The following is a 24,663-nucleotide window of genomic DNA, read 5'->3' as shown; positions in this document are numbered from 1 at the left end:
GCTTGGACATGACACTCCTTTTTGACCATGATCGGTCTTCTTAGAAGTGTCCGCGTTAACGGGGTAGAACCCGGCTGTCGCAAAGGCTCCCCCGCAAGGGGTGAATCCTGAATACGCGCAAGACGCCTTCTTCAAGGCGTTGCTCAACGCGACGGTTTACGCCCATGTACCGATGGAGACCCCGCCTGAAGGTGTCATGCGTTTCATTCAGTTCATACGCCCTGACAACGGACAAACCATGCTGCCGTTCTTCAGTGACAAGGGGCAAGCAGAAGAGGCAGCGAGCAACGCAGCGCTCATCGTGGCGATGTCGGGCCGAGATCTGTTCGAGCTGACGCAAGGTGCCTCGCTGATGCTTAACCCGAACGTGGATGCGATCGCGCTCTACCCGCCAGAGATCACAGCCATCTTGGAGGGAAGAGCACTTGGCAGTTTCGCCATGGACGAGATACCTGCGGAGACCGAGGTCCTGATCGGACCACCGTCTGTGTCGACGGTTGCACTAAACATGATCCTACGCAATCTGTTCCAACAGGAGGCCACGGTAAAAGCGGCTTTCCTGACGGAGCTGCATCGTCAGGACGAGAGCGCAGCAGTCATCCTGCTCCTTACCGTCGTGGCCGCCAAGGCGCATCAGGAGCGCCTCCTCCAGCTGGTTGCACTCGCATTCAAAGCAGGAGCGCTGAAGCTTGCCCTGCCGATCGACATGAGGTTCTTGGAGCCAGGTGAGTCGCTCGACGAGATCTGCAACGGCGGTGTGCAGATTTTCGGAGCTTGATGGAAACACTGTAACCGCGCGTTTGCCGCATCTATAGGTTCAGTATCACTTCGGCGAGTTCATCCAGGCGCGCTTTGCGCTGCCGCCATGTCGGCATGTGCCGATCAAGCAGCTTGAAAAATCGCGGGCTATGGTTGTGCTCCTTGAGATGACACAGCTCATGGAGGATCACGTAGTCGATGCAATCGCGCGGCGCTTTCACCAGCCACGGATTGAGTGTGATCTTCCCCGTCGGCGAACAGCTGCCCCACTGGGTTTTCATGGCCTGCAAGCGCATCCGAGGCGCCAATTGCTTCCAGCGAATGGTCGCGAGCATATCGTCGACGCGTGCGGCGAAAACCGAGCGGGCACGGGCGCGATACCAGGCCTCCATGGCCTCACGAACCGACGTCGGCGTCGGCTCGACGCAGCGAACCTCAAGGTGGCTTCCGCACAACTTCACGCCGGCGTCGGCCGCGTTGGCAGGAATCACTTTCAGACGATAACGACGACCGAGGTACATCACGGCCTCGCCGCTGACGTATTCGCGTGGCAATACATGAACATACCGGCGGCGGAAGCTGGCGAGATGTTCATGCACCCACCGCGCACGCTTCCGCACCGCGGCGAGTACGGTCGGTCGCGAAGCATCAGCCGGGGCGTCCACGACGACGCAGCCAGACGGCTCGACGTGGATGGCGATGCTTCCGCGACGGCGCTGCGGCTGCCTACGTACTGCGAACCGGATGATCTCCTCACCGTACTGGATGCTCCAGCCGGCTTCATGAAGCAACACTTCACGCACGGCTTAAGCCCACCCGCACGATCTGGATGATCTGGTCGACCACGGCCTTCGCCTGATCCAGGCCCACTCGCGCGAAGAGCTTTGGCAGCAGCGCCTTGCGCACCGCCGCCTCGATGTTCTGTGGGTTGAGCGAGTTCTCGGCGATGGCATCGCGCACCACCTGATCTATCTCCACGACGAGATCGGTGTACGCCCGGTGCTCCGCTTCCCCCATGCCGTCAAAGGCTGCGTCGCCCAGCACCAGCTTCAGGGCGCCAAAGTAGGCCATCGCGTGCCGGTTCTTCGCCAGCGCGGGCGGCATGCCAGGGGTTTCACGTGCCTCGACCTTCTGCTCGAAGGCCTTGAACAGTGCGTATTGCTTCAACGGATGGTCGAACATGGCCTCCGCCTCGGCGATGGCCTGCCGCAACAGTTCACCGAAAACTTTCTGTGCGTAGGGGTCGTCGGCGAGCTCCTGCTCGATGGTCTTGCGCACGCGCGTCTTGATAAGGTCGGTTTCGTTGCGGGTCTTTTCTTCGGACCAATCCTGCGGATCCTCGATCTTGCCCAGCTCATGCACCAAGTACACACCTTGCGGATCGCGCACCTCGCGGCCGATCACCTGCCTGTCCACCAGCTTGCGGATCTGCTCCTCGTAGACGCTGTAGTCAATTGTCTCCATCGCGTCACGACGGGCAATCAGGCGCAGACTGGAAAAGAAGCGCAGGTCATCCTTGTAGCGACGAATCAGTTCCTCGGAGAAGCTCTGGTCTTCGAAAAAGCCGCGCGAGGACAACGCCGTCTGCAGGCACAGGCCGAATTCGGTCAGCGCCTCTGAAAAATCGTCACGCAGTTTCTGCCGCGCGTCATACTCCTCGCCATCGCCTCCCTTCACAAGATGCGGCTTCAGGATCTCGCGGTACTGCTCGGTGTCCTTGCGGTTGGCCACGCTTTTGAAGAAGGACCACAGACGCTCATGCAAGGCAGGCAGGCGTTTGTACTGCGTGCTGAAGTCTTGGTACAGGCCATCGAGGTCGGCCAGCTCATAGCCGCCCTGGGTGCGCGCCTCCAGATCCTGATATGCACGCACCGCCACATCCAGCTCCTTGAGGATTCCGCGGTAGTCCACCAGCACCCCGTAGCGCTTGGCATCATGCAGGCGGTTCACGCGCGCCACGGCCTGGATGAGGTTGTGACCCTTCAGCGGCTTGTCGATGTACAGCACGGTGTTGCGCGGCGCATCGAAGCCAGTAAGCAACTTGTCGACCACGATCAGCAGGTCGGGCGAACCATCGCCGCCGAAGTCTTGCAGCACCTGCTTCTCGTACTCCTCCGGATCAAGCTTCTGATCCACGATGTTCTGCTTCCACCACTTCTGCACTTCCGGCATCGCGTCTTCGTCGATCTCGGCATTGCCTTCTCGCGTATCAGGGGCAGAGATCACGACGGCGCTGCTTACCAGCCCGGTATCGTCCAGCGCCTTCTTGTAGCGGATCGCGTCCAGTTTGCTATCGGTGGCCACCTGGCCCTTGAGGCCCAGCTCCAGCTTCTTGATGTTTTCGTTGAAGTGGGTGGCGATGTCCCATGCAATCAGCTCGATGCGGTTGGCTGCACCGTAGATGGCCCGCTTGCTGGCAAACTTCTTCTTGAGATCCGAACTCTGTGCCGACGACAGCGCCGCGGTGATCTTGTCGAACCAGCGATTGACCGCTTCTTCGTTGATGTCCAGCTCGGGTACGCGTTCTTCGTAGAGCAGCGGTGCCACAGTTTCGTCCTCCACCGCGCGCTGCATGGAATATGCGTGCACGATGGCACCGAACTTGTTCGCGGTCTTTTCGTCCTTCAGCAAAGGCGTGCCGGTGAAGGCGATGTAAGCTGCCTTCGGCAGCGCCTTGCGCATGCGTTCGTGGGTTTCACCGCCGTGGCTACGGTGACCTTCGTCCACCAGCACAACCAGGTCAGCCGAGTCGTTGCGGCACTCAGGAAGTTTGGAAGCCGTGTTGAATTTCTGCACCAGCGAGAAGGTGATGCGTTCGGTGCCGTGGCCGATACGCCGCGCCAGCTCGCGACCGGATGTGGCCTTGCTATGCTCGCCTTCTTTACGTGTGGCGATGGCCGAACCGAACGCGCCGCCGGTAATGAAGTTGCGTGCCAGCTGGGTTTCCAGGTCGACGCGATCGGTCACCACCACCACCCGGCACTCCTTCAATCCGTCGTTCAACAGCAGTGCCTTGGTGAGGAACACCATAGTGAAGCTCTTGCCCGAACCCGTGGTGTGCCACAACACACCGCCCTCACGCCCGCCATCGGGCCGCTTCTGCGCGATGCGCGCCAGCAGCGCACGGATGCCGAAGAACTGCTGATAGCGAGCGACCACCTTGCCCACCTTGCGGTCGAACAGCACGAAGCCGCGGAGGAACTCCAACAGGCGAGCCGGCGCAAGCAGCCCCGCGAGCAGGCGATCCTGGTCGGTGGGTAGGATCGGCTGCGTCCACAGCGCCTCGAAATAGACGCGCAGCCTGGCTGGCCTGCCGTCGAACAAGGCGCGTTGCGTATCCAGAGGCAGCGCGCGGTTCTTGATCGCCGCCAGCTGCTTCTCGTCGAGCTGCTCCTCGCGCCAGCGCGCCCAGAACTTGGTGGCTGTATGCGTGGTGCCGTAGCGGCCATCGGTCTGGCTGATCGACAGCAGCAGCTGCGCGTAGGCGAACAGCTGCGGAATCTCGTCCTGGCGCTGATTGCGAAGGTGCTGGCTGATGCCCTCGGTCACCATCGCCTTGCCGACCTGGCCGGACTCGGGCCGCTTCGCCTCGATCACCACCAGTGGCAGGCCGTTGACGTAGCAGACGATATCCGGCGTGCGGTGATGCGTGCCTTGCGCGGACAGCAGCTCGCACTCCTCGGTGACATCCCACAAATTCGCCGCCGGGTCGGTCCAGTCGATGATGGCGATAGTCGGCTGGTGCTTTTTGCCGTCCGGCATGAACTCGGTGACGGTGATGCCCAGCGCTAACTTGTTGTACAGCCGCTCGTTCGCCGCCAGCAACCCTTCGGCCAGCGGCAGCGCGAACAGCTCGCGCACGATCTGGTCGATGGCGCTGGGCGACAGCGGGTAACGCTCGCCTTTGTAATCGAAACGGCGGCTTTTCAGCATTTCGATCAGGCGTGGCTTGAGCATCACTTCGCGGGTGCTGCCGCGCAGGCTCAGGCACTCGGCAACCGTGAGGTAGCGCCAACCGAGATTGACTAGCAGATGCAACGCGGGAATCTGTGCGCTGGTCTGTTCGCGGGTATCGGGGGCGCTGTCGTTCATGCGGACGCGGCCTCTGGTGAGGCAGGCAGACGCACGCGGCGCTTGCCGGTGAGGAGTTGTTGCATCAGGGCGGACTTTTCGGTTCGGAGCCTCGCGATCTGTGTTCTGATGAGGTGCTGTTCGCGTTCTGTCATGTTCAGCGCGACTGCGATACGGCGTTGGGTATCGACGTCGGGAATGTGTAGGCGAAGCTTGAAGAAATCACCTATCGGCACATTGAGCAGTCCGTGGTTGCGTGCCCCCTCCTGAGCGATGCCAGCAAGGCAGTCATCGAGCATGCCGGCATCGAAGTAGTGGCGAAAAAAGTCCGCGTCGACCGCGATGCCTTCACGGAAACGAAAGCAGAGGTAGAGGCTGGAAACCACGCCTGACGCATAGCGCGTCAGCGGCTTGATGGCGCCCATGGGGTAGTTGGCCGAGTAACTCTTGTTGTAGGCGAACTCTCCCTGTCGTAGCAGCGTGTATCCCGTCAGGTCTACGCTGGATACGGACTTCTTGAAATAGTCGCGTTGATTAACCAGTCCAAGCGCGCCAGAGATCGTCAACACGTTGGTGTTGCCTTCCGTGTTCTTACGCGAGACTCGCTCGAACACCTCGTCGAAATCGACAAACGACCAGCCGCGCTGCTTTGTATTCGCTTGGCGGTCGTGGATCAGAAGCCTTCCAAGCAACCCCTGCTTTTGCTCAAGGCTGTTTGCCAACAGCCGTTCGGTGGTGGCAATGGCGGCATCCCAGGTGGCCAATGCAGCTGCGATTCCACGTTGCTCTTCCAAGCAAGGGAGTAATACCGGGAAGGCCTTCAATTGGGTGGCGTTGATGCTTGCGAGGTTCGTGCTGCGTTTTGCGCAACTCAGAAAATAGTTCCGGCCGTACTCACTAGCCGCCATAGCGGCAAGAAACCCAGAATCGAGGCGGTTCTGGTCGGGTCGAACGACAAAAACGTGGTTTTGATGGAGGCACAATGGAATTTGCTCGCGCCAGACATCCCCCCGGCCGAGCTTGTCGAAGTCGCCACCTTCCGTCATCAAGACGTCGCCACGCTTCAATCTATAGCGGTCGATTTGGTCGCGTTCGACCCAGATCGTCTTGACCTTGGCCAGATTCAAATGCCCGTCTTGGACGTTCGCCACGCGGAGATAGGGAAGCTCTACTGGATCTTTCAGGCCAGTTTTTCCCTTTGCCAAACCGGTTCGCACGTCCGCAATGCTTTCCAGCCTGGTGCGCCACCAATCCTTAGGAAGCATGCTTGCCTCCCTTGCACCTGCATTCTCTACGGCCGCTAACGCCGCGGTTTTCCGCCGTTTCGTGTTGCACGCACTCATGCCTTGCCCTTACCGATGCGCTTGTTCCGCTCGCGTTCGATCTGCTTGATGCTTTTGTCTGGCACCGGAAGCTGTTCGGGCATGGTGCCGCCGATGTCGGCAATGGCCTTGCGGACCTTCGTGCCCACTTCGAAGTGGGTGCGATTGGCGGCCGATTTTCCCTGGACGCCCTCGTGCTTGAGCTTGTCTTCGGTCTGGGTGGCGCGGAACAGGTTGGCGGCCAGTTCGGTACTGCCCATGTGGTCAAGGATCTTCTGGCTCTTCTTCAGCCCCTTGCGCGCGTGAATCTCCTTGTTGCCGAGCCCGCCGTAAAGGCCCTGGTAGCCATGGTTCTGGAACACGGCGTAATCAACGGGAGTTGCCACGCCGGCTTGCTGTGCGGCGGCGGCAAGGTGTTTGTTGTGCTGCGAGAGCTCGTCGCGCAGCATGAGTCGTCGTTGATCCTCACTGAGTGCCGAGAATGCGTTGGCGGAATCCACCTGCTGGATGCGCTCGTAACCCACTTGCGCCAGCCAGCGCTTGAAAGGCTCTGCCTTGGGCGAGGGGATGGACTGAATGACCCGCAGCACGCCCTCCATGTTGGCGCAATTGAGCAGTTGCACGCCGCCCGGGGTGGTCAGACGAAGGGGGGAGGCAATTTGCCCCCACCCTTCGGCTAAACCCGCGTCCCGCTTGCGTAAATCTTTCAGATAGCCCTCAGGCTGAACCGAGTCGGTCAGAGCGCCGACCACGTCGACGATGGCGAACCACCATTCGCCTTCATGCCAGGTACGACGAACGACCTGGCTTTCAAACGCGGTTGGCGCGTTGTCGGCGGGTGTTTTCTCTTGCTTACTCATAGCCCAGCTCCTTCAGGTAACCGGCCATCTGCTCTTCCAGCCTGGCCAGCTCGGCCTTCAATTCCCGTCGTTCCTTGCGCACGGCCATCAGGTCGATTTCTTCCTCCTCCTCGAAGGTGTCGACGTAGCGCGGGATGTTGAGGTTGTAGTCGTTCTCCGCGATCTCGGCCGGCGTGGCGAGATAGGCGTACTTGTCGACGTTGGCGCGGGCCTTGACGGTGTCGAGGATGCGCTGCAGATCGATGTCACGCAGGAAATTCTGGTTCTTGCCGTCTTCGTAGTCGCGGCTGGCGTCGACGAACAGCACCTTGTCGTCCGTCTTCTTCTTGCGGAAGACGAGGACGGCGGCGGGAATGCCGGTGCCGTAGAACAGCTTTTCGGGCAGCCCAATCACGATGTCGAGCAGGTTCTCGTCGATCAACTGCTTGCGCAGTCGCCCTTCGGCCGCGCCGCGAAACAGCACGCCATGCGGAACCACCACGGCCATGCGGCCGGTGCGTGGCTTCATGGTTTCGATCATGTGCAGGATGAAGGCGTAGTCACCCTTGGTGCGCGGTGGAACGCCACGGCGGAAGCGGCCGAAGGGGTCAATGTCTGCACCTTCATGACCCCACTTCTCCAGCGAGAACGGCGGATTGGCCACGACGATGTCGAAGTGCTTGAGGCTGGCCGGCTTTGTTGAGTGCTGCGACGCCGATTTTGATTTCCCGCGTACCGCCGAGAACGGATCCCGCGTGGTTTCACCATCAAGCAGCTTGGGGTTGCGGATGGTGTCGCCCCACTCGATGCGATGGTTGTCCTCGCCATGCAGAAACATGTTCATCTTGGCCAGCGCCCAGGTGCTGCCTATGGCTTCCTGGCCATAGAGTGCGTATTTGCGCGAACCAGACCGCTCGCGGATCAGGCGGCCGACCTTGAGCAGCAGCGAGCCCGAGCCACAGGTGGGGTCGCTGATTTCGTCACCCTCCTGCGGGTCCATCAACCTCGCCATCAGGGTGGAGACTTCCGGCGGCGTGTAGAACTCGCCCGCCTTCTTGCCGCTGCTGGAGGCGAAGTTCTTGATCAGGAATTCGTAGGCATTGCCGATGATGTCCAGCGTGCCGACGCGACTGGGACGTAGGTTGAGCTCCGGCTTAGCAAAGTCTTCCAGCAGGTGGCGCAGGATATCGTTCTTCTGCTGCTCGTCACCCAGCTTGGTCGAGTTGAAACTGATGTCCTGGAACACGTCGCGCAGCTTGCCAATGTTGGCTTCCTCGATAGCGTGCAACGCCTTGTCGATGCGCTCGCCGTTGCCTGGCGAGTGCCGCTGCTCATGGAGCGCGTAGAAGTTGGCCCGTGACGGCAACACGAAACGCTCGTTCTTGAGCATCTCCTCAATCAACTCGGGATGATCACCGTACTCGGCCTTGTAGCCGTCGTAATGGTCCTGCCAGACGTCCGAGACGTACTTGAGGAACAGCATCGTAAGGACGTAGTCCTTGTAGACGCTTGGATCCACGGTGCCACGGAATGTGTCGCACGCCGACCAGACGGCAGCGTTGATGATGTCCTGGGCGATGTCTTTCACGCTCATCTTCGATCCTCTACTGATTCAACCGAGCAGCTGCTCGGCGACGGCTGCCAGTTCCATGTCACGATTCCGGAGCAGGGATTGCAGCACTTGTTGTTCGGCGGCGGCGAGCTTGGCCAGAGCGACGACCGCCTGTTGTTTGCCGATGGGGAACACCTTGATGGGGACGGCCTCGAGTACCGGCTTGCGGATGCTGAGCTGGGAACTGCCTTCGGCGGCTTGTGCCCAATAGCGCTGGACGGGCCCTTGGTTGAGTTGCCACGCCAGGAACTCCGGAAGCACTTGCCCATGCTGCTTCAGCCGCAACACATACAGGTGAGGGGTACAGACCGTGCGACCAGGTAGCCCGGTTACCACGCAGGCGTAGTTCGATGCCCCTCGGGCGGTGAACAGGAGATCCCCTTCCTGCAGCCAGTCGGGCTCCTTGCGCCCACGGATTTCGGTGCGTACCAGCTCGTCGCGATTTTTGAGACCAGTCGGCGATACATCTTTCATCTGAACCACGGCAACGGAACCGCCTGGTGTCTCGGTGATCGCACTTCGGAACGGGTGACCTTGGCGGATATCGGCCAAGGCTTGGAGTTCTGTTTGATATGCGTCATTCGACATGATGCGAATATTACTTGACATGCGCTAGATAGACAACTATGTTCTCGCATAAATTAAGCATCAATCGTATTGATGCATTTAGTGGTGATCGAGATGGCAAAGAGCGAAAAGACATCCAGCCGCGTGTCGCATGAAGCCTCAAGCGTCCTTCGGAATCCGGGTTCAAGCAGCACAGCCAAGTCCTTGGCCGGTAGCGTCCTGGCGCAATCGCGAACTAACAAGGAAACCTCGACCTCTGTTGCCAGCAAGGCCGCCAAGGCGCTGGACGACGGCCGGACAAATCGGGTCACGAAGACTTTGGCGGGTAGCGCGCTCACGCAGAGGAAGAAGTAGACGCTGATCCCCGGCCAAGCAATCGCACTTCTGATGATCAATTGAATCAACGCATGTGCACTGGATATCCAGGCCGCAGTGTGGAGCGACCGCCCGAGGCTACGGTGACTTTCCTACACAAGCATTGAGTTGGACGCTTTCGGGACTGATCACGGAGCCCGCCAGAATCCGGATCCCAACAAGATTACCTTCGGAGGAATTGTGCTAACGCTAATCAAAGTGCAGGTCTGGAAATACAAGTCCATTGAGGACTCGACGCCTGTGGCGCTCGCAGACGACGTGACAGTACTGGTCGGCAAGAACGAGTCCGGCAAGACCGCGTTCCTCGAAGCGCTGCACAAGGCCATGCCGCTCGGTACCGCCAAGTACGACTTCGTCGCCGACTACCCGCGCAAGGACTTGGTGCACTACCGGCCGCAGCACGACGCCGAGAATTATCAGCAAGTCGTCGAGCTGACATTCCGCATTGAGAAGGCACTGGCCGATAAGATCAACAAGGAAGCCTTTGGGGGCGCCGAGATCGTCGCTGCTGGTACCACGTTTACACGCGACACGACCATCGCCAACACGAGCAGCATCGGATTCCAGATTGACCAGAATGCGGCATTGGCTGCCCTGAAGCAGTCGCTCGGCGACTTGGAGCACAAGGACGAAGTCTTCGCCGGAGCGCGCACACTCGTCGATGTGCTGACAAAGATCGAAGCTCTGACTTTGCCAGCGGATAGCAAGCTCGCCACTTTCGTTACGCAATGGCGTGCTCGCGACGTCAAGGATTCCGGCTGGGATCTCGTCAAGGGATATATATGGAGAGCGTACCTTTCGCCGGCACTGCCGAAATTCCTCTATTTTGACGACTACAAGCTGCTTGAAGGCAAGATCAACTTGCCGGCGCTGCAACAGCGTGCAGCCGCAGGCAAACTGACGGATGCCGACGAAACGGCGCAAGGCCTCTTACAACTTGCCGGCACAACGCTACAGGAGCTGATGAGCGACGAAGGCTACGAAACCGCAAAAGCCAAGCTAGAGGCAATTGGGCTGAACATCACGCAGAAAATCTTCGAGTTCTGGAAACAGAATCAGGATCTGGATGTCGAGTTCGATCTCAAAAGCGACGCCAAGGATGTTGCGCCATACAACAGCGGCGTCAATCTTTACATTCGCATCAAGAACCGCCGGCACGGTGTGACAGTTCCGTTTGACCAGCGTAGCAAAGGCTTCATCTGGTTCTTCAGCTTCCTGGTCTGGTTCGACGCCGTTCAGTCGCGCGCCGCGACAAAGGATGCTCTCGTGCTGCTTCTCGACGAACCGGGCCTGAATCTGCACGCGTTGGCACAAGCCGACTTTCTAGCCTATATACGCGAGCTGTCGGAGCAGCACCAGATTATCTACTCGACGCACTCGCCGTTCATGGTGGACAGTGCGCGCCTTGAAGATGTGCGTGTCGTCGAGGATCGCATCAAGGATGGCACTAAAGTTACCGGCGACCTAGCTGGCTCGTCGGACGAAAGCGTGTTTCCCCTGCAGGCCGCGCTCGGATACTCCATTGCGCAGAATCTGTTCATCGCAAAGAAGAACATATTGATCGAAGGTCCCGCCGACCTGATCCTGCTGCAGCATGTGAGCGCATTGCTGGAAGCCGAAGGCAAACAAGGCCTGGGGGACGCGATCCTGGTGCCAGTCGGCGGCCTAGACAAGCTCGCCACTTTTGTCGCACTTCTCGGATCGAACAAGCTGAAGCTTGTGGTGCTACACGACCGCGCCGCCACCCCACACCAGAGGCTTGAGGACCTGGTCCGCCAGAAGCTCATCGAACGCAAACGTGTCCTTGACTTTTCGATGTTCCTTGAGTCGCAGGCGGGCGAGGCCGACATCGAAGACCTTCTACCGGCCGACGCCTATATCGCAGCGTTCAATCAGGCCTACGCCAAGGAACTCAACGGTGTCACTTTGACGGTCGCCGAGCTGAGCGAGCAGCCACGCATGATTGAACGCATCAACCATTGGCTGAAGACGAAGAGTATTACGCTGTTGAAGGATGGTGGCTTCAACCACTACCGTGTCGCCCAGGCCGTGCTACCGGCGCTGACGGCCACGGGACTCAAACCTGATGCGCTAGGGCGTTTCGAGCGACTTTTTGCAAAGGTCGTCGAGGTGCTGTAACTGCCTTCGCCAAGCCATCCAGCAACATACAGCACTAAGTGACACTCAGTCGTGGGCATTCCACGATCCAACGCTATGGACCATAACGAAAAAACGGCAATTCGTGTCAGAACCCGAGACGGCATAAAGCGTCAAAAGTGACACTTTATGGTGATTTGTCCACCGCGTCGGTTCGTTCGCAAAAGGATGGTGCGCCCGGCGGGATTCGAACCCACGACCCCTGCCTTCGGAGGGCAGTACTCTATCCAGCTGAGCTACGGGCGCATGCAAAGCCGCGCGCGGGCTGTGGCCGGAGGCCGGCACCGCGGGGGAGCGCAGTATAGCCGAGTTGCCGCCGGACGGCATGCGCGGCACGGCGCGGGGTGGCGCTTCGGCCGTGCCCTCGCTCCGGCGCCCTCTCCCGTCAGGGGAAGGGCGCAAGGCGCGGCATCAGCGGGCCTTGAGCAGCTCGCCCAAGGTATCGGGCCGGCTGGCGTCGCGGACCAGGTGCGGGTACTTCAGGCCGTCGTGGTAGTCGATGCGCACGGTCTGGTACTGGTCGAAGTTCTTCACCAGCAGCTCGACCGGCTGGTTCTTGTCCTTCGCGGCGGCGGTGACGGCATCCTTCAGCGCGTCGGGATCGTAGTCGTGGCTGTTGACGGCGACCACCGTCATGCCGGGCGAGATGCCGGCCTTGAACGCGGGGCTGTCCCACAGCACGTCGGCGATGCCGCCGTCCTTGCCCACCGAGAGGCCGAGCGAATAGGTGAGGTCGGCGACGTGCCGGCGCGCCTCGATCGCCTTCAACGCGGCGGACGGCTTGTCGGTGTAGACCAGCTTCCAGCCGTGACTCTCGATGCCGCCGGTCAGCGGACCGTGGCCGTCAAGGCGGCTGCGCAGGTAGCTGGCCCAGTCGAACGGCTGGATGTCGTTGAGCGTCTTCACCACGTCCTCGAAGGTGTAGGTGTTGACGTCCCACTGGCCGTTGTCCATGCCGAAGAACGCCTTGGCGAAATCGTCGATGGCATGCTTGCCCTTGCTGAGGTCGCGCAGCTTGGCGTCGACGTCGAGCCAGATCATCTGGCCGGCGGAGTAGTAGTCCTCGCTGCCCTGGTAGTTGCGGTACGGCAGCGGCGCGCGCTTGGCGATGATCGGGTCGTTGGTGGTGTCCTGCACGTTGCGCCAGCTGGCCAGGCCGGGACGGCCGCGGTCGTAGGTGGCGGCGACGAAGGCAAGCATGTCGTGCGCCTGCTCCAGGTTCCACAGGCCCGAGCGTGCCGCCATCACCTGGCCCCAGAACTGGGTCTGGCCCTCGTAGACCCACAGCAGCGAATCCTGCATCGGCACGTTGAAGTTCGGCGTGGCGAGGTCGGCGCCGCGGCGGTACTTGCCGTCCCACGAGTGGTTGAACTCGTGCGGCAGCAGGTCGCGGCCCAGGGCGTTCTTGTCCAACTCGGTGAAGTAGCCGGTGCCGGTGCCGTTCTCGCTGGAACGGTGGTGCTCCAGGCCATTGCCGCTCATCTTGTCGCTGAGCGAGAGCAGGAAGTCGTAGTGGTTGTAGTGATGCGCGCCGTACAGCTTGTACATCTGCTGCACCAGGTTCTGGTGCAGCTTCAGCTGCTGCGGGGTGATCTCCAGGTACTTCGGCGCGTCCGCCACGATGTTGAGGTGCACCGGCGCCTTCGCGCCCGGGTCCAGGTCCACGCGCTTGAAGTACTTGCCGGCGTAGATCGGCGAATCGACCAGGTCGTCGTACGCGATCGGCTTGAAGTGCACGGTGTCGCCGTCGCGCGAGGCCACTTCCAAGGCGCTGCCGAACTGCCAGCCGGCGGGGAAGGTCACGCTGGCCTCGGCCATGATGCGCCCGGCGAAATAGCCGGCCGGGTACACCGTGTTGGCGTTCCACTGCAGGTTCAGCATTTCCGGCGTCATCACCACGCGGCCCTGGCGGGTGCTCTGCGGCGACAGGAACTGGAACGACACCTCGACGCTGCTGGCGCCCTCGGGCACCTCGACGTGGAAGGCGTAGACGTCCAGCGTGTCGCGCTTCCACGGCAGCGGCTTGCCGTTCGCGGTCACCACCAGGCCGGCCAGCTTGTCGACCGGACCGCTGGGCGAATGGTTGCCGGGCAGCCACTGCGGATACAGCAGGGTCAGCGGCCCCGGCTGCGCCGGAATCACCTCGTGCACGCGGAAGATCCGGCGCGCCACGTCGGTAGCGTCCACTTTGATCTTCAAGGTGCCCTGATACGGCACATCCCGCGGCGCAGGGACATCGGCAAGCGCGGCGAAACTGGCCAGGCCGAGAGCGGCGGCGGCGAGGGCGGAAGCGAGGCGGGTGGCTTTCAATGCGTTCTCCGGGTGGAAAATGGGAGCCTGCCGGGCGAGCCGGGGTCTGCGTCGAGAGGCCGTCCAGGCCAGGCGGGCTCCGGGAATCCGTGCCGCAAAGACTGCCGCGGCAGGCATCCGAGGCGTCGATGCTAGACCGGCAACGCCGGGCTTCACCCCTGCCGAAGGTCACGAGCATGGCTCGCGCACGAACCCGTTCCGGCCCATGGCCGGGATCTGGCATCCATCTTGCTCGGCTTGGGTCGAGCCTCCCGGCTCTCCATCCGAAAGAACCCGCATGCACGCCTTGTTCAAGCACCTCCGGCAAGCCGACGACACGGAGCAGCGCCGCGAGTACAGCCACTACCTGGCACGGCAGATGGGGCCGATGATCCACGCCCTGATGCTGGTGGGCGCGCTGGCCTATCTGGTGGCGGTCACCGCCAGCACCCTGGTGCGCCACTCGCCGTTGCCGCTGTGGCTGCGCCTCGCGCCGCTGGCGCCGCTGCTGCTGGTGGCCGCATCGACCCGGCACGTGCGGCAGCCGCGCCTGCTCAGCGCGCTGACCTTGCTGTGCGTCCTGCTGCTGGAGATCGGCATCAACCTCAACGGCATGGACGACATACACCGGCAGTCCGTGGTGCTGCCCGGGCTGCTGCTGCCGGTGGCGTCGTCGGTGATCTGGCTGGGCCGCTGGGATTTCGTCGCCGCCATGCTGCTGTGCGCGCTGGGGCCGCTGCCGATGCTGCTGTTCGGCAACGCCGACAGCGCGCAGGTCTTCCAGTACCTGGTCTACATGGCGATCGCGATCGCGCTGTCGACGGTGCTGCGCGCGTTCATGGCGCGCACCCTGTTCGAGCAGTTCCGGCTTGAGCGCCAGCTGCGCGAGCAGGCCAACACCGATGGCCTCACCGGCCTGCTGGTGCGCAACCGCTTCCTGGAACTGGCGCGACTCGCGCTGGGCGATATCCGTCGCCGGCAGCAGCCGGTGTGCGTGCTTTACCTGGATGCCGACCACTTCAAGCCGCTCAACGACGACCACGGCCACGCCGCGGGGGATGCCGCGCTGATCGCGCTGGCCACGACGATGCGCCGGCAGATGCGCCAGGGCGACCTGATCGGCCGTATCGGCGGCGAGGAGTTCGCGATGCTGCTGCCCGGCCTCGACCTGCAGCAGGCCGGCGCACGCGCCGAGCAGCTGCGCCAGTCGATGCACGAGATCCGGCGCCCGGACGGCCCGTTGACCGTGAGCATCGGCGTGGCCGAATGCGGCCAGGCCGACGAAGCCATCGAAACCCTGCTGGCCCGCGCCGACCAGGCGATGCGCCAGGCCAAGCGCGACGGCCGCGACCGGGTCGTCATTGCCTGACCCCGGCCGGGTTCAGCCTCCGGCCGCCGCCAGCTTGCTGCGGCGGATGCCGTAGGCGAAGTAGATCACGCAGCCCACCGCCATCCAGACGATGAAGCGCTCGTAGGTGATCCACGGCAGGCCGTAGATCAGCGCGACGGAGAACACGATGCCGAGCGGCGCGGTGAACCACACCGCCGGGGTCCTGAAGTTGCGCTGCAGGTCGGGGCGGCGCACGCGCAGCAGCATGATCGAGGCGCAGATGATGATGAAGGCGCTGAGCGTGCCAATGTTGACCAGCTCGGCCACCTCGCCGATCGGCAGCAAGCCGGCGACCAGCGCGGTGAACACTCCCAGGATCAGGGTCGGCCGCGCCGGCGTGCCGAAGCGCGGGCTGACCCTGGCGAACCAGGTCGGCAGCAGGCCGTCGCGGGCCAGCGCGAACCAGATCCGCGCCGCGCCCAGCATGAAGGCGAACAGCACGCTGGTGACGCCGATCACTGCCGCCGCCGCGATGGTCACGCTGAGCCAGTGCAGGCCGATCTGCTCGAACGCGTCGGATACCGAGGCCTCGCCGCCCAGCCTGCTGTAGTGGCTGATGCCGGTCAGCACCAGCGACACCGCGATGTACAGCACCATCGCGATCGCCAGCGACAGCAGCACCGCGCGCGGCAGGTCGCGCTGCGGGTTCCTCGACTCCTCTGCCGCGGTGGTCAGCGTGTCGTAGCCGAACACCGCGAAGAACACCACGCTGGCGCCGGTCAGCACGCCCTGCCAGCCGAAGTGGCCGATGCCGGTGGCGGCGTCGACCACCCGCGCCGGCACGAACGGGTGCCAGTTCGCGGTGTCGATGTAGAACACGCCGACCAGCACCACCAGCAGCACGCCGATCACCTTGATCGCCACCACCAGCGTGTTGAAGCGCGCGCCCCACTCGGTGCGCACGGTCAGCAGCACGGCGACCGCCAGCGACACCGCCGCGGCGATCACGTTGAAGCGGTGGCCGTCGCTGGGCGCGGCGATCGCCGTCGAACCGTGCAGGCCGAACAGCTGCTGCAGGTAGTACTCCATGGTCTGCGCGCTCATGCTCTGCTGCGCCCACTCCGGCAGGTGCGCGCCGGCCGAGGCCAGCAGCACCTGCACGTAGCCGGACCATCCGATCGCCACCACCGCCACCACCAGCGCGTATTCCAGCAGCAGGTCCCAGCCGATGATCCAGGCGGCGAACTCGCCCAGCACGGCGTAGCCGTAGGTATAGGCGCTGCCGGTGACCGGGATCAGCCCGGCGAACTCGGCGTAGCACAGCGCGGCGCAGGCGCTGCCGAAGCCGGCGATCAGGAAGCTGATCGCCACCGCGGGGCCGGCGTTCATCGCCGCCTGCTGGCCGGCCAGCACGAAGATGCCGACGCCGATGATGCCCCCGATGCCGATCGCGGTGAGCTGCCACAAGCCCAGCACGCGGCGGAAATCACCACGCGTGCCGGCCTCCGCCTGCAACTGCTCGACCGTCTTGTGGCGCACCAGCTTGCTGAAGAATCCCATCGCCCGCCCCCCGAGTTGGCAAACGGCGATCATAGCGAATGCGCATGCGGGCACACAGCGCGGTGCAGCACGGTCGCCGCCGAAGGTCCACGCGAACCCGACAGGGCGGGCACGACTCGCCACCTTGTCAAGACAAACAGCCGGCGGGCCGTGCCCGCCCTACCGCAGCGGGGCGGTTGCGAGTTCAGCGGGAACGGCGGCCACGCCCGCGCGGGCCGATGACGAACGCAGCCATGGCAGTGCGACTGCACTGAGTCCGAACACCACCGCGATCGCCAGCGCGATCCGGCCGTCCAGATGGACGATGCCGAACCAGCGTCCGCTGAGCAGCGGTACCACGGCGGTGGCCAGCACGCGCACGCCTTCCGCCCATGGCGCCCAGCGCCGGCCTTCCATCAGCGCGCCGGTCACGCACAGGCCAGCCACCAGGTAGACCGCGTAGCCAAGCAGCGCCGGCAGGCTGGCCGTGCCGGCCATGCCGAGGAACTGCGTGGTCATGCCCAGCAGCAGGGCGAATTGCAGCAGCACGTAGAGCTTCAGCGACCGCGGCAACGGCGGGTCGTAGCGCTCGGTGGGCAGCGCGAATGCCGGCTTCGGGTAGCGCGCTGCCACGTCGGCGGGACGCCAGCCCGGCGGCTTGATCCACACCAGCAGCTTGTCGCGCCAGCGCCGCGCGTGCCAGGCGTCCACCGCGGCATGCCAGTACACCTCGGCGTTCGCCCACAGCGGATTCCAGCTGTGCAGCGGCGAACGGGTGCCGTACACCGGCGGGTCGCCGTCGTCCTCCTCCACGAAGGTGCCGAACAGGCGATCCCACACGATCAGGATGCCGCCGTAGTTGCGGTCGAGGTAGCGGTCGTTCACCGCGTGGTGGGCCCGGTGGTTGGACGGCGAGCAGAACACCCGGTCGAACCAGCCGAGCCGGCCGATCTGCTCGGTGTGCACCCAGAACTGGTACAGCAGGTCGATCAGCGCCACCACCACGAACACCTTCAGCGGCACGCCGAGCACGGCCAGCGGCAGGTAGAACAGCCAGCCCAGCAGCACGCCGCTGCCGGTCTGGCGCAGCGCGGTGGACAGGTTGTAGCGCTCGCTCTGGTGATGCACCACGTGCGCGGCCCACAGGATGTTCACCCGGTGCCCGCAGCGGTGCAGCCAGTAGTAGCAGAGGTCGTACAACAGCAGCGCGCCGAGCCACACCAGCAAGTTGTTCTCCGGCAGCGCGAACAACGCCAGGTGCCCGACGCACCAGGCATAGATGCCGATCGTCAGCAGCTTGCCGAACACGCCGACCAGCTGCGAGATCACCCCCAGCCCGATGCTGTTGATCGCATCGTTGGTGGCATACGCCTCGCGCCCGCGCAGCTTCGCCACCAGCAGCTCGATCCCGATCAGCAGAAAGAACACCGGGGTGGCCCAGGTGATGATGAGTTCCTGCGTATTCACTTCGCCGCCCCCGCCTTGCTCGCCGTGTCGACGCGCCGCACCGAGCGCGCGATCCACCACAAGGCCAGATAATACGCCGACAGCACCCACAGGCTGGACCACGGGATCGCACCGTGGAAGCGGTTCCACGCCAGCACGCTGTCACTGAGCATGAACGCCAGCGCGCCGAGCGCGGCCAGCCGCGCGGCCGGCGCCTGCACGTCGCCGCGCCGGGCGAACACCCGTGCCCGCCCCAGCGCCTGGCCAGCCATGGCCGCCAGCACCGCCACATAGACGATCACCGGCGCGCGCAGCGGCGCACCGATCGCATCCCACAGCAGGGCCAGGTTCGCCGCGCCGTAACCGAGGCTGGCCAGCAGCAGCCATGGCCGCGCGCCGAAACGGCTGTCGTCGAGGAACGCGGCGATGAAGCACAGGTGGCCGCACAGGAATGCCAGCAGCCCCGGCACGAACAGGTCGCCCGGCAGCATCAGCAATACATCGCCCGCCAGCGAACAGGCGATGCCGGCCAGCACCCGCCGCCGGTAACGCGGCGACGCCGCGGGCCGCGCGCGCCACGCCAGCACGAAGATCAGCGCGGTAGCCAGCGGCTTGCCGATCCAGTGCAACCACAGCCAGCCCTGGCCAGCCCCGCCCGTCGCCAGCAGCGCGCCGGCGATGGCCGCAGCCGCCGCGCACGAGGTGGCGAACGCGAGCCGGCGCATGCCGGCGGGCAACAAGGAGCGGGAAGCCGTCGCGACCATGCAGGGCACCGTGGACGATACCCGGCCGATCATAACGAGGGCGCCGCCATCGCAGTGGATGGCGGCGCCCGGCGCGACCGGCGACCGGTCAGAAGCGCACGGTGGCGGTCAGCATCGCCGCGCGCGGCGCACCCACCTGCAAGGTGGCGAACTCGCCGGTCGGGTCCGTCGCGGTGAAGCCGTTGGAGCCGATCGTGCCGTAGTAGTGCTTGCCGGCGAGGTTGGTGACGTTGAGCGCCAGTTTCAGGTCCTCGGCCACGCCCAGCTTGCCGAAGTCGTACGCCGCGGCGGCGTTGAACAGCCAGTACGACGGCACCGAGGCGTCGTTGACGTAGGTGTAGTAGCGCTTGCCGGTATAGTTGGCGGACAGGCGCAGGTCCCACGCGCCCGGCGTCCAGGCGATCTCCGAGGAGAACAGCTGCTTCGGGCTGTCGACCACGGTCTTGCCCCGGGTCGCCACCACGGTGGTGCCGTTGAGGTAGTCGCTGTCGTAGCGCGAGCGGTTGTACGACAGCGCGTTGTACCAGCGCAGGTCGCTGGCCGGCTTCAGGATGAAGGTCAGCTCGGCGCCGCGGCTGGTCACCGAGCCGACGTTCGCATAGGCAGACGGGCAACCCTGGATGCCGGACGAGCACTGCTGGATCGCCAGCAAGCGGTGGTCGAACTTCACGTCGTACAGTGCCAGCGAGCCTTCGAACAGCTCCTCAGCATGGCGCCAGCCGGCCTCGACGGTGCGCGACTGCTCGGGCTTGAGCTTGCCGCTGATCACGTCGAACGCAGCCTGGGTGGTGGCGAACGGCCCGCTCACGCCGGCCTGGAAAGCGGCGATGTTCTGCGCATAGGAGGCGAACAGTTCATCCTGTCCACCCAGCTTGTAGCTGGCGCCGAGCTGCGGAAGCAGCGATTTGTCCGCGGTCAGCTCGCCGTTCGCGTAGCTGCCCACCACGGCGTGCGTGCGGGTGCGCGTCTGCGGGCTCTTGACGCCCACGTCGACGTGCAGCCTGCCGTCGAGCAGGGTGATGCTGTCCTGCAGGTACAGCTGGTGCGTCTCGGTCTCGTAGTGCTGGTAGAACTTGCGGATGTTCGGGTTGTGCAGGAAGTACTGGTCGTCCACCGGGCCGGCGATGAAATAGAAGTTGCGCTGCACCGTGTGGTGGCTGTTCTCGTACCAGAAGCCGCCTTCGAGGTGGTGGTTGCCGAGGTCCCAGCCCAGCGAGGCGATCGAGCCCCAGCGGTCGATGCCGTACTCGGTGGTGCGGATCGAGATCGGCGTCTCCTGCGGCGTGCCCGCGAACGAGGTCTGGTACGGCGTGAACCAGTGCCCCTGGCCGCGGTTGCTGTGGTAGTAGCCGGTGGCCTTCAGGCGCACGCCCTCGGCCAGGCCGAAGTCGCCGAACAGGCCGGCCAGGCTGTCGTCGCGCAGGCCGCGGCCGGCGTAGTACGCATCGTCCAGGTTGTTGACGCCGCCGGTGAAGATGCCCTTCGCCGCGTTCACCGCGCGCTGCCAGTCCGGCGCGTAGTTGTCCCAGTTCCAGCCCAGCCGCCGCTGCATGTCCAGCGACAGGTCCTGGTAGTCGGTCTCGTTGCGGCTGGACGTATTCAGCAGCGCGGCGAGATGGTTGTCGCCGAAGTCGTATACCGCCTTGCCGTTGAACTGCTGCTGCTTCTGCGCGCCGTCGCCCTTCCACTTGTCGCTGTCGGCATAGGCGCCGGAGAGGTACATCGCGAAGCCCTGGTGGTCGCCGGTGTCCAGCCGCGCGTAGGTGCGCAGTGCGCTGTCGCTGCCGACGCTCTGCGCCAGCGTCACGCCGTAGTTGCTCGTCGGATCGGTCGAGTAGAACTGCACGGTGCCGCCGAGGTTGCCGGTGGAGGCGGTGCCCAGCGCGCCGATGCCGGCGGCCAGCTCGGCGCCGCCCAGGTTCTCGGCGATCAGCGCGCGGCTGATGTGCAGGCCGTTGTTGTTGCCGTAGCTCATGTCGCCCAGCGGAATGCCGTCCAGCGTGAAGCCGAGCCGGGTCTGGTTGAAGCCGCGCAGGCTGATGCGGGTGGACCACTCGTAGTTGCCGAACGAATCGGCCGATTCGAAATGCACGCCCGGCAGCTTCGCCAGCAGCTTCAGCGGGCTGGAGCCCGGCGGCAGCACCTTCACGTCCTGCACGGTGATGCGCTGGACCTGGCGGGTCTCGCCCTGCCCGATCACCGACACCGACTCCAGCGTGCGGGCCTTGTCGGTGGTGGGCGCCGGCGCATCGTTGTCAGCCGGTGCGGCCAGCGCCGCGCCATCCAGCACGGCGAACAGCGCCAGGGCAAGAGCGGTCCTGCGGAAGAAGCGTTTGTTGATGGACATGCGCATGCATCCTTTGGCGCAGCCGCCCGCGATCGCGGGAAGCCACGACATCAATATGTGGAATGGGATAACAGCCGCCCTCAGCGACCGTACGCACAAGCATGGCGGTGTTTTGTGTATGGAGCCTTACAGCCGAATGTCATCTTTTCGGATGGACGTCCGTATGGTCGACGCGAATTCAGCGATGATCGCGTTGTCGACCAGGACCGCGTGACGGCAGCCCGCACACGCGCCGGCGCGCCGATATCGGCGCGCGAGCCGGCGGGAAACGTTCAGCGCCCGTCCAGCGCCTTGCGCCCGATCGCCGGATCGTCGGTGAAGAACGCATCGATGCCGGCGTCGAGGTAAGCACGGATCTCGGCGATCGAGCCGGCCTCGTTGAACGTCTTCGGGTCGCTGCCCTGCCGGAAGTTCTTCGCCTGGAACTGGTTCTCCGGGCGGAATGTGTAGGGGTGCAGCTCCAGCTTCGCCGCGTGCGCGTCGTGCACCAGCGAGGTCGGCCGGCCGAGCGTGCCGTCGCCGGCCAGCGGGATGATCGCGCGGATGCTCGGGCCGATCGCATCGGCGTAGCCGGCGATCTCGCGCAGGCCGGCCGGCGTCGTCATCCCGCCGTAGGTCAGCCGGCCGCCGGCCGCGGCCACGTCGTACGGTTGCTGGTCGGCGTCGTCGATCAGCTGCAGCAGGCGGATGTTGCGGTGGTCGCGGCCGAGCTTGCTGCGCAGGTATTTGAGGTTGGCGATCTCGAACGACTGGATCTCCACCGGCACCGTGCGCGTGTACGCGTGCGCGGCGAGGATCGCCAGCACGCGATCCTCCATCGGCAGACCGGCCTTCTGGAAATACGTGCCGTGCTTGATCTCGGGAATGATGCCGATCAACCGTCCCTGCGTTGCCGACTCGGCGGCGACGAAGTCGATGATCTCGTCCAGCGTGGGGATCTGGAACTGGCCGTCGTAGCGGGTGCCGCGCAACTCCGGCAGGCGTTCGCGCGCGCGCAGCGTCTTCAGCTCGGCGAGAGTGAAGTCCTCGGTGAACCAGCCGGTGACCGGCTGGCCGTCGATGGTTTTGGTGGTCTTGCGCGCGGCGAATTCCGGATGCCGGGCGACATCGGTGGTGCCGCCGATCTCGTTTTCATGGCGCGCCACCGGCACGCCGTCCCGCGTCATCACCAGGTCGGGCTCGATGAAGTCGGCGCCGTCGGCGATCGCCTTGCCGTAGGAGGCCAGCGTGTGCTCCGGCCGCAGCGCGCTGGCGCCGCGGTGGCCGATCACCAGCACCTTGGCGGCCAGCGGCGTCTCGGCTCCCGTGGCGTTGGACATGCCGGCGAATCCGATCAGGAGGACGGCCAAGCATAAGTGTTTCGCGAACGAAGATGACGGCATGCGTGCGGTTCCTGCAGATCGGCGGGATGCCCGGCCTGGCGGCACGGGCAAGGCACCGACTCTGCCGGCCGCATGTGTAACGGTCTTTACAGCGGCGAGGCGGCCGCGGCGGAGCCGAGCTTCAGCCATTGCTGCCAGTTCGGCTGGTCCACCGGCACGCCGTCGGCGTTGCAGCTGCCGAGCCGGCACAATTCGGCGCGCAGCCGCGGCGTGTGCTGCACCATCACGTGGAAGATCACGTTCTGCTCCAGCTCGCCGTGGAACGCCGCGGCGCCGGGGCCGGTGGCGAAGATCGCCACGTCCTCGCCGCCGTGCGTCTCGGCCTTCAGCGGCACGGTCGCTTCCTGCATGTAGTCGGGGTCGGTGGTGTCGACCTTGCGCAGGTCGGGGCGGCCCTTGCCGATCGCGTCGTACTCGCGCGGGTTGTGCGGGTAGCGCTTGCTGCCCTCCGGCTGCCGCTCGCTGGCGCCGGTGTTGCCCGGGCCGTTGGCGAAGCCCAGCGTGGTGTACGGCAAGCCGGTGGCGTCACGCGCCATGCCCGGCGCGCTTTCGTCGTCGAAGCTGTCGGTGTGGCCCACGACCTTGCCCAGGATCGGGTTGCCGCGGCGCGGGTAGCCGGCGAAGGTCATGGTGTGGCTGTGGTCGGCGGTGACCACGATCAGCGTCTCGGCCGGGTCGGTGTGCTGCAGCGCGGCCTGCACCGCGTCGGCGAAGGCGATCGTCTCGTCCAGCGCGCGATACGCGTTGCCGGCGTGCAGCGCATGGTCGATGCGGCCGCCCTCGACCATCAGGAAGAAGCCGTTCGGGTTGCGCTTCAGCACTTCGATCGCGCTGGCCGTCATCTCGGCCAGACTGGGCTCGCCGGCCTTGTCGTGCGGGCGCTCGTGCTCGTAGTTCATGTGCGAGGGTTCGAACAGACCGAGCAGGCGCGGCGTGCGCGCAAGGTCCAGCGCCTTCAGCTGCGCCGCGTTCCACACGTACCTGCCGTCCGGGTGCCGGGACGTCCATTCGCCGATCAGGTCGCGGCCGTCGAGGCGCTGGCCCACGCTGGTCGGGTATTCCGGGTCGTCCGCGCCCGCCGGCATGAATTCGGTGCGGCCGCCGCCCATCGCCACGGTGAGGCCGCCGGCGACCGGGAAGTCGATCAGCTGCGCGGCAAAATCCTTGCACCCGGCGGCCTTCGCCGCCTCGCTGAGGTCGGCGTCCACCTCCCAGTTGCGCTCGGGCAGATGGCCGTAGGTGGCGGCCGGGGTGGCGTGGGTGATCCGCGTGGTGGTGACCGCGCCGGTGGCCATGCCGGCCGAGGCCGCCAGCTCCAGCGCGGTGACCAGTTCCTGTCCACGGCTGCCGGCGCAGTCCTGCCGCTTCGGCACCTGCGACACGCCGATGTAGCCGGCGCGGGTCTTCACCCCGGTCATGATCGCGGTCATGGTGCCGGCCGAGTCGGGCGTCTGCTGGTCGGTCTCGTAGGTGCGACTCAGCGCGCTGAACGGAAACTTCTCGAAGCTCAGCCGGTAGCTCTCGCCATCCGTGCCGGCGCGCTCGCCGGCCAGCACGTGCGCGGCGGCGATGGTGGGGATGCTCATGCCGTCGCCGAGGAACACGATCACGTTCTTCGCGCGCTGGCCGTTCGCGTTCGCCTGCGCGGAGGCCAGCGCGGCCTGCGCCGCGCCGCTGCGGAACCACCACGACGCCGTTTCGCCCTGCGGCCGCTGGATCGCCGGCACCGCGATCGTGGCCGTCGACGCCGACGGCGCGGACAACGGCTGGCTGGCGCAGGCGCCGAGCAGGGACAGGCAGGCGCCCAGCAGGGCCGGACGGAGGCAGGACAGGAAACGGGGCATGCGGATCTTCTTCATGGGGC

The 24,663-nt window shown here is 64.5% G+C and carries 17 protein-coding genes and 1 tRNA gene; 3 read left to right on the top strand and 15 right to left on the bottom strand.

Annotated features, from left to right (window positions below; all coding sequences use genetic code 11):
• Positions 1–100 precede the first annotated feature (100 nt).
• Positions 101–778 (top strand): enhanced serine sensitivity protein SseB C-terminal domain-containing protein, encoded by a 678-nt coding sequence (locus RHOFW104R8_RS15825; RefSeq protein WP_082823667.1) that lies wholly within the window; start codon positions 101–103, stop codon positions 776–778.
• Between the two features lie 31 nt (positions 779–809).
• Here RHOFW104R8_RS15825 and RHOFW104R8_RS15820 read toward each other — a convergent pair whose 3' ends face one another.
• From RHOFW104R8_RS15820 to RHOFW104R8_RS17645, 7 genes are all read right to left on the bottom strand, one after another.
• Positions 810–1,562, bottom strand: coding sequence for a M48 family metallopeptidase (locus RHOFW104R8_RS15820; RefSeq protein WP_153021702.1), 753 nt, complete (start codon positions 1,560–1,562; stop codon positions 810–812).
• Positions 1,555–4,851, bottom strand: coding sequence for a type I restriction endonuclease subunit R (locus tag RHOFW104R8_RS15815; RefSeq protein ID WP_068094557.1), 3,297 nt, complete (start codon positions 4,849–4,851; stop codon positions 1,555–1,557). The genes RHOFW104R8_RS15820 and RHOFW104R8_RS15815 overlap by 8 nt, the downstream gene beginning before the upstream one ends.
• Positions 4,848–6,095, bottom strand: a complete 1,248-nt coding sequence (locus tag RHOFW104R8_RS15810; RefSeq protein ID WP_082823666.1) for a restriction endonuclease subunit S — start codon at positions 6,093–6,095, stop codon at positions 4,848–4,850. The genes RHOFW104R8_RS15815 and RHOFW104R8_RS15810 overlap by 4 nt, the downstream gene beginning before the upstream one ends.
• Before the next feature lie 74 nt (positions 6,096–6,169).
• Entirely contained in the window at positions 6,170–7,012 is an 843-nt protein-coding gene (locus RHOFW104R8_RS15805; RefSeq protein ID WP_068094547.1) for a BRO family protein, read from the bottom strand.
• Positions 7,005–8,585: a type I restriction-modification system subunit M gene (locus RHOFW104R8_RS15800; RefSeq protein ID WP_068094543.1), complete on the bottom strand. Its 1,581-nt coding sequence runs from the start codon at positions 8,583–8,585 to the stop codon at positions 7,005–7,007. Before RHOFW104R8_RS15800 ends, RHOFW104R8_RS15805 begins: the two co-directional genes overlap by 8 nt.
• A gap of 18 nt (positions 8,586–8,603) precedes the next feature.
• The gene (locus RHOFW104R8_RS15795) at positions 8,604–9,191 is read right to left on the bottom strand and encodes a restriction endonuclease subunit S (RefSeq protein WP_068094541.1); all 588 of its coding nucleotides are present in this window, start codon (positions 9,189–9,191) and stop codon (positions 8,604–8,606) included.
• 53 nt (positions 9,192–9,244) lie between these two features.
• The gene (locus RHOFW104R8_RS17645; protein WP_068098924.1) at positions 9,245–9,574 is read right to left on the bottom strand and encodes a hypothetical protein; all 330 of its coding nucleotides are present in this window, start codon (positions 9,572–9,574) and stop codon (positions 9,245–9,247) included.
• 151 nt (positions 9,575–9,725) lie between these two features.
• Here RHOFW104R8_RS17645 and RHOFW104R8_RS15785 point away from each other — a divergent pair, with 151 nt between their 5' ends.
• Positions 9,726–11,684 carry an AAA family ATPase gene (locus RHOFW104R8_RS15785; RefSeq protein ID WP_068094536.1) on the top strand — a complete coding sequence of 653 codons (1,959 nt, stop codon included), beginning with the start codon at positions 9,726–9,728 and terminating at the stop codon, positions 11,682–11,684.
• Between the two features lie 187 nt (positions 11,685–11,871).
• Here the strand turns inward: RHOFW104R8_RS15785 and RHOFW104R8_RS15780 are convergent.
• Positions 11,872–11,948, bottom strand: a tRNA-Arg gene (locus RHOFW104R8_RS15780).
• Between the two features lie 165 nt (positions 11,949–12,113).
• Entirely contained in the window at positions 12,114–14,012 is a 1,899-nt protein-coding gene (locus tag RHOFW104R8_RS15775) for a M61 family metallopeptidase (RefSeq protein WP_068094534.1), read from the bottom strand.
• 277 nt (positions 14,013–14,289) lie between these two features.
• Here RHOFW104R8_RS15775 and RHOFW104R8_RS15770 point away from each other — a divergent pair, with 277 nt between their 5' ends.
• Entirely contained in the window at positions 14,290–15,360 is a 1,071-nt protein-coding gene (locus RHOFW104R8_RS15770) for a diguanylate cyclase (RefSeq protein ID WP_068094532.1), read from the top strand.
• Between the two features lie 12 nt (positions 15,361–15,372).
• On the opposite strand, the gene RHOFW104R8_RS15765 is transcribed toward RHOFW104R8_RS15770, so the two are convergent.
• The 6 genes from RHOFW104R8_RS15765 to RHOFW104R8_RS15735 form a co-directional block, all read right to left on the bottom strand.
• On the bottom strand, positions 15,373–16,881 hold the full coding sequence (locus tag RHOFW104R8_RS15765) for an amino acid permease (protein WP_068094530.1): 1,509 nt from the start codon (positions 16,879–16,881) through the stop codon (positions 15,373–15,375).
• Between the two features lie 159 nt (positions 16,882–17,040).
• A complete protein-coding gene (locus RHOFW104R8_RS15760) occupies positions 17,041–18,327 on the bottom strand; it encodes a sterol desaturase family protein (protein WP_068094633.1) in 1,287 nt (428 codons plus the stop codon).
• Positions 18,324–19,103, bottom strand: a complete 780-nt coding sequence (locus RHOFW104R8_RS15755) for a lysoplasmalogenase (RefSeq protein WP_068094527.1) — start codon at positions 19,101–19,103, stop codon at positions 18,324–18,326. Before RHOFW104R8_RS15755 ends, RHOFW104R8_RS15760 begins: the two co-directional genes overlap by 4 nt.
• Positions 19,104–19,158: 55 nt before the next feature.
• Positions 19,159–21,417: a TonB-dependent receptor gene (locus RHOFW104R8_RS15750; RefSeq protein WP_068094525.1), complete on the bottom strand. Its 2,259-nt coding sequence runs from the start codon at positions 21,415–21,417 to the stop codon at positions 19,159–19,161.
• 272 nt (positions 21,418–21,689) lie between these two features.
• The gene (locus tag RHOFW104R8_RS15740) at positions 21,690–22,736 is read right to left on the bottom strand and encodes a glycerophosphodiester phosphodiesterase (RefSeq protein ID WP_235604433.1); all 1,047 of its coding nucleotides are present in this window, start codon (positions 22,734–22,736) and stop codon (positions 21,690–21,692) included.
• A 149-nt stretch (positions 22,737–22,885) separates the two neighbouring features.
• Positions 22,886–24,643 carry an alkaline phosphatase gene (locus tag RHOFW104R8_RS15735; protein WP_068094631.1) on the bottom strand — a complete coding sequence of 586 codons (1,758 nt, stop codon included), beginning with the start codon at positions 24,641–24,643 and terminating at the stop codon, positions 22,886–22,888.
• Positions 24,644–24,663: the final 20 nt, after the last annotated feature.

It is taken from the genome of Rhodanobacter sp. FW104-R8 (genome assembly GCF_001617365.1).
Classification (GTDB): Bacteria; Pseudomonadota; Gammaproteobacteria; order Xanthomonadales; family Rhodanobacteraceae; genus Rhodanobacter.
The sequence above is the reverse complement of the archived record's forward strand: the minus strand, read 5'-3'. Positions and strand labels throughout refer to the sequence as shown.

What these genes read in the sequence shown, in the direction of transcription:
- RHOFW104R8_RS15740 (WP_235604433.1), bottom strand. Translation starts at nt 22,736, where the DNA reads ATGTCCAACGCCACGGGAGCCGAGACGCCGCTGGCCGCCAAGGTGCTG.
- RHOFW104R8_RS15800 (WP_068094543.1), bottom strand. Translation starts at nt 8,585, where the DNA reads ATGAGCGTGAAAGACATCGCCCAGGACATCATCAACGCTGCCGTCTGG.
- RHOFW104R8_RS15805 (WP_068094547.1), bottom strand. Translation starts at nt 7,012, where the DNA reads ATGAGTAAGCAAGAGAAAACACCCGCCGACAACGCGCCAACCGCGTTT.
- RHOFW104R8_RS15770 (WP_068094532.1), top strand. Translation starts at nt 14,290, where the DNA reads ATGCACGCCTTGTTCAAGCACCTCCGGCAAGCCGACGACACGGAGCAG.
- RHOFW104R8_RS15810 (WP_082823666.1), bottom strand. Translation starts at nt 6,095, where the DNA reads ATGCTTCCTAAGGATTGGTGGCGCACCAGGCTGGAAAGCATTGCGGAC.
- RHOFW104R8_RS15755 (WP_068094527.1), bottom strand. Translation starts at nt 19,103, where the DNA reads ATGATCGGCCGGGTATCGTCCACGGTGCCCTGCATGGTCGCGACGGCT.
- RHOFW104R8_RS15765 (WP_068094530.1), bottom strand. Translation starts at nt 16,881, where the DNA reads ATGGGATTCTTCAGCAAGCTGGTGCGCCACAAGACGGTCGAGCAGTTG.
- RHOFW104R8_RS15735 (WP_068094631.1), bottom strand. Translation starts at nt 24,643, where the DNA reads ATGCCCCGTTTCCTGTCCTGCCTCCGTCCGGCCCTGCTGGGCGCCTGC.
- RHOFW104R8_RS15795 (WP_068094541.1), bottom strand. Translation starts at nt 9,191, where the DNA reads ATGTCGAATGACGCATATCAAACAGAACTCCAAGCCTTGGCCGATATC.
- RHOFW104R8_RS15815 (WP_068094557.1), bottom strand. Translation starts at nt 4,851, where the DNA reads ATGAACGACAGCGCCCCCGATACCCGCGAACAGACCAGCGCACAGATT.
- RHOFW104R8_RS15750 (WP_068094525.1), bottom strand. Translation starts at nt 21,417, where the DNA reads ATGTCCATCAACAAACGCTTCTTCCGCAGGACCGCTCTTGCCCTGGCG.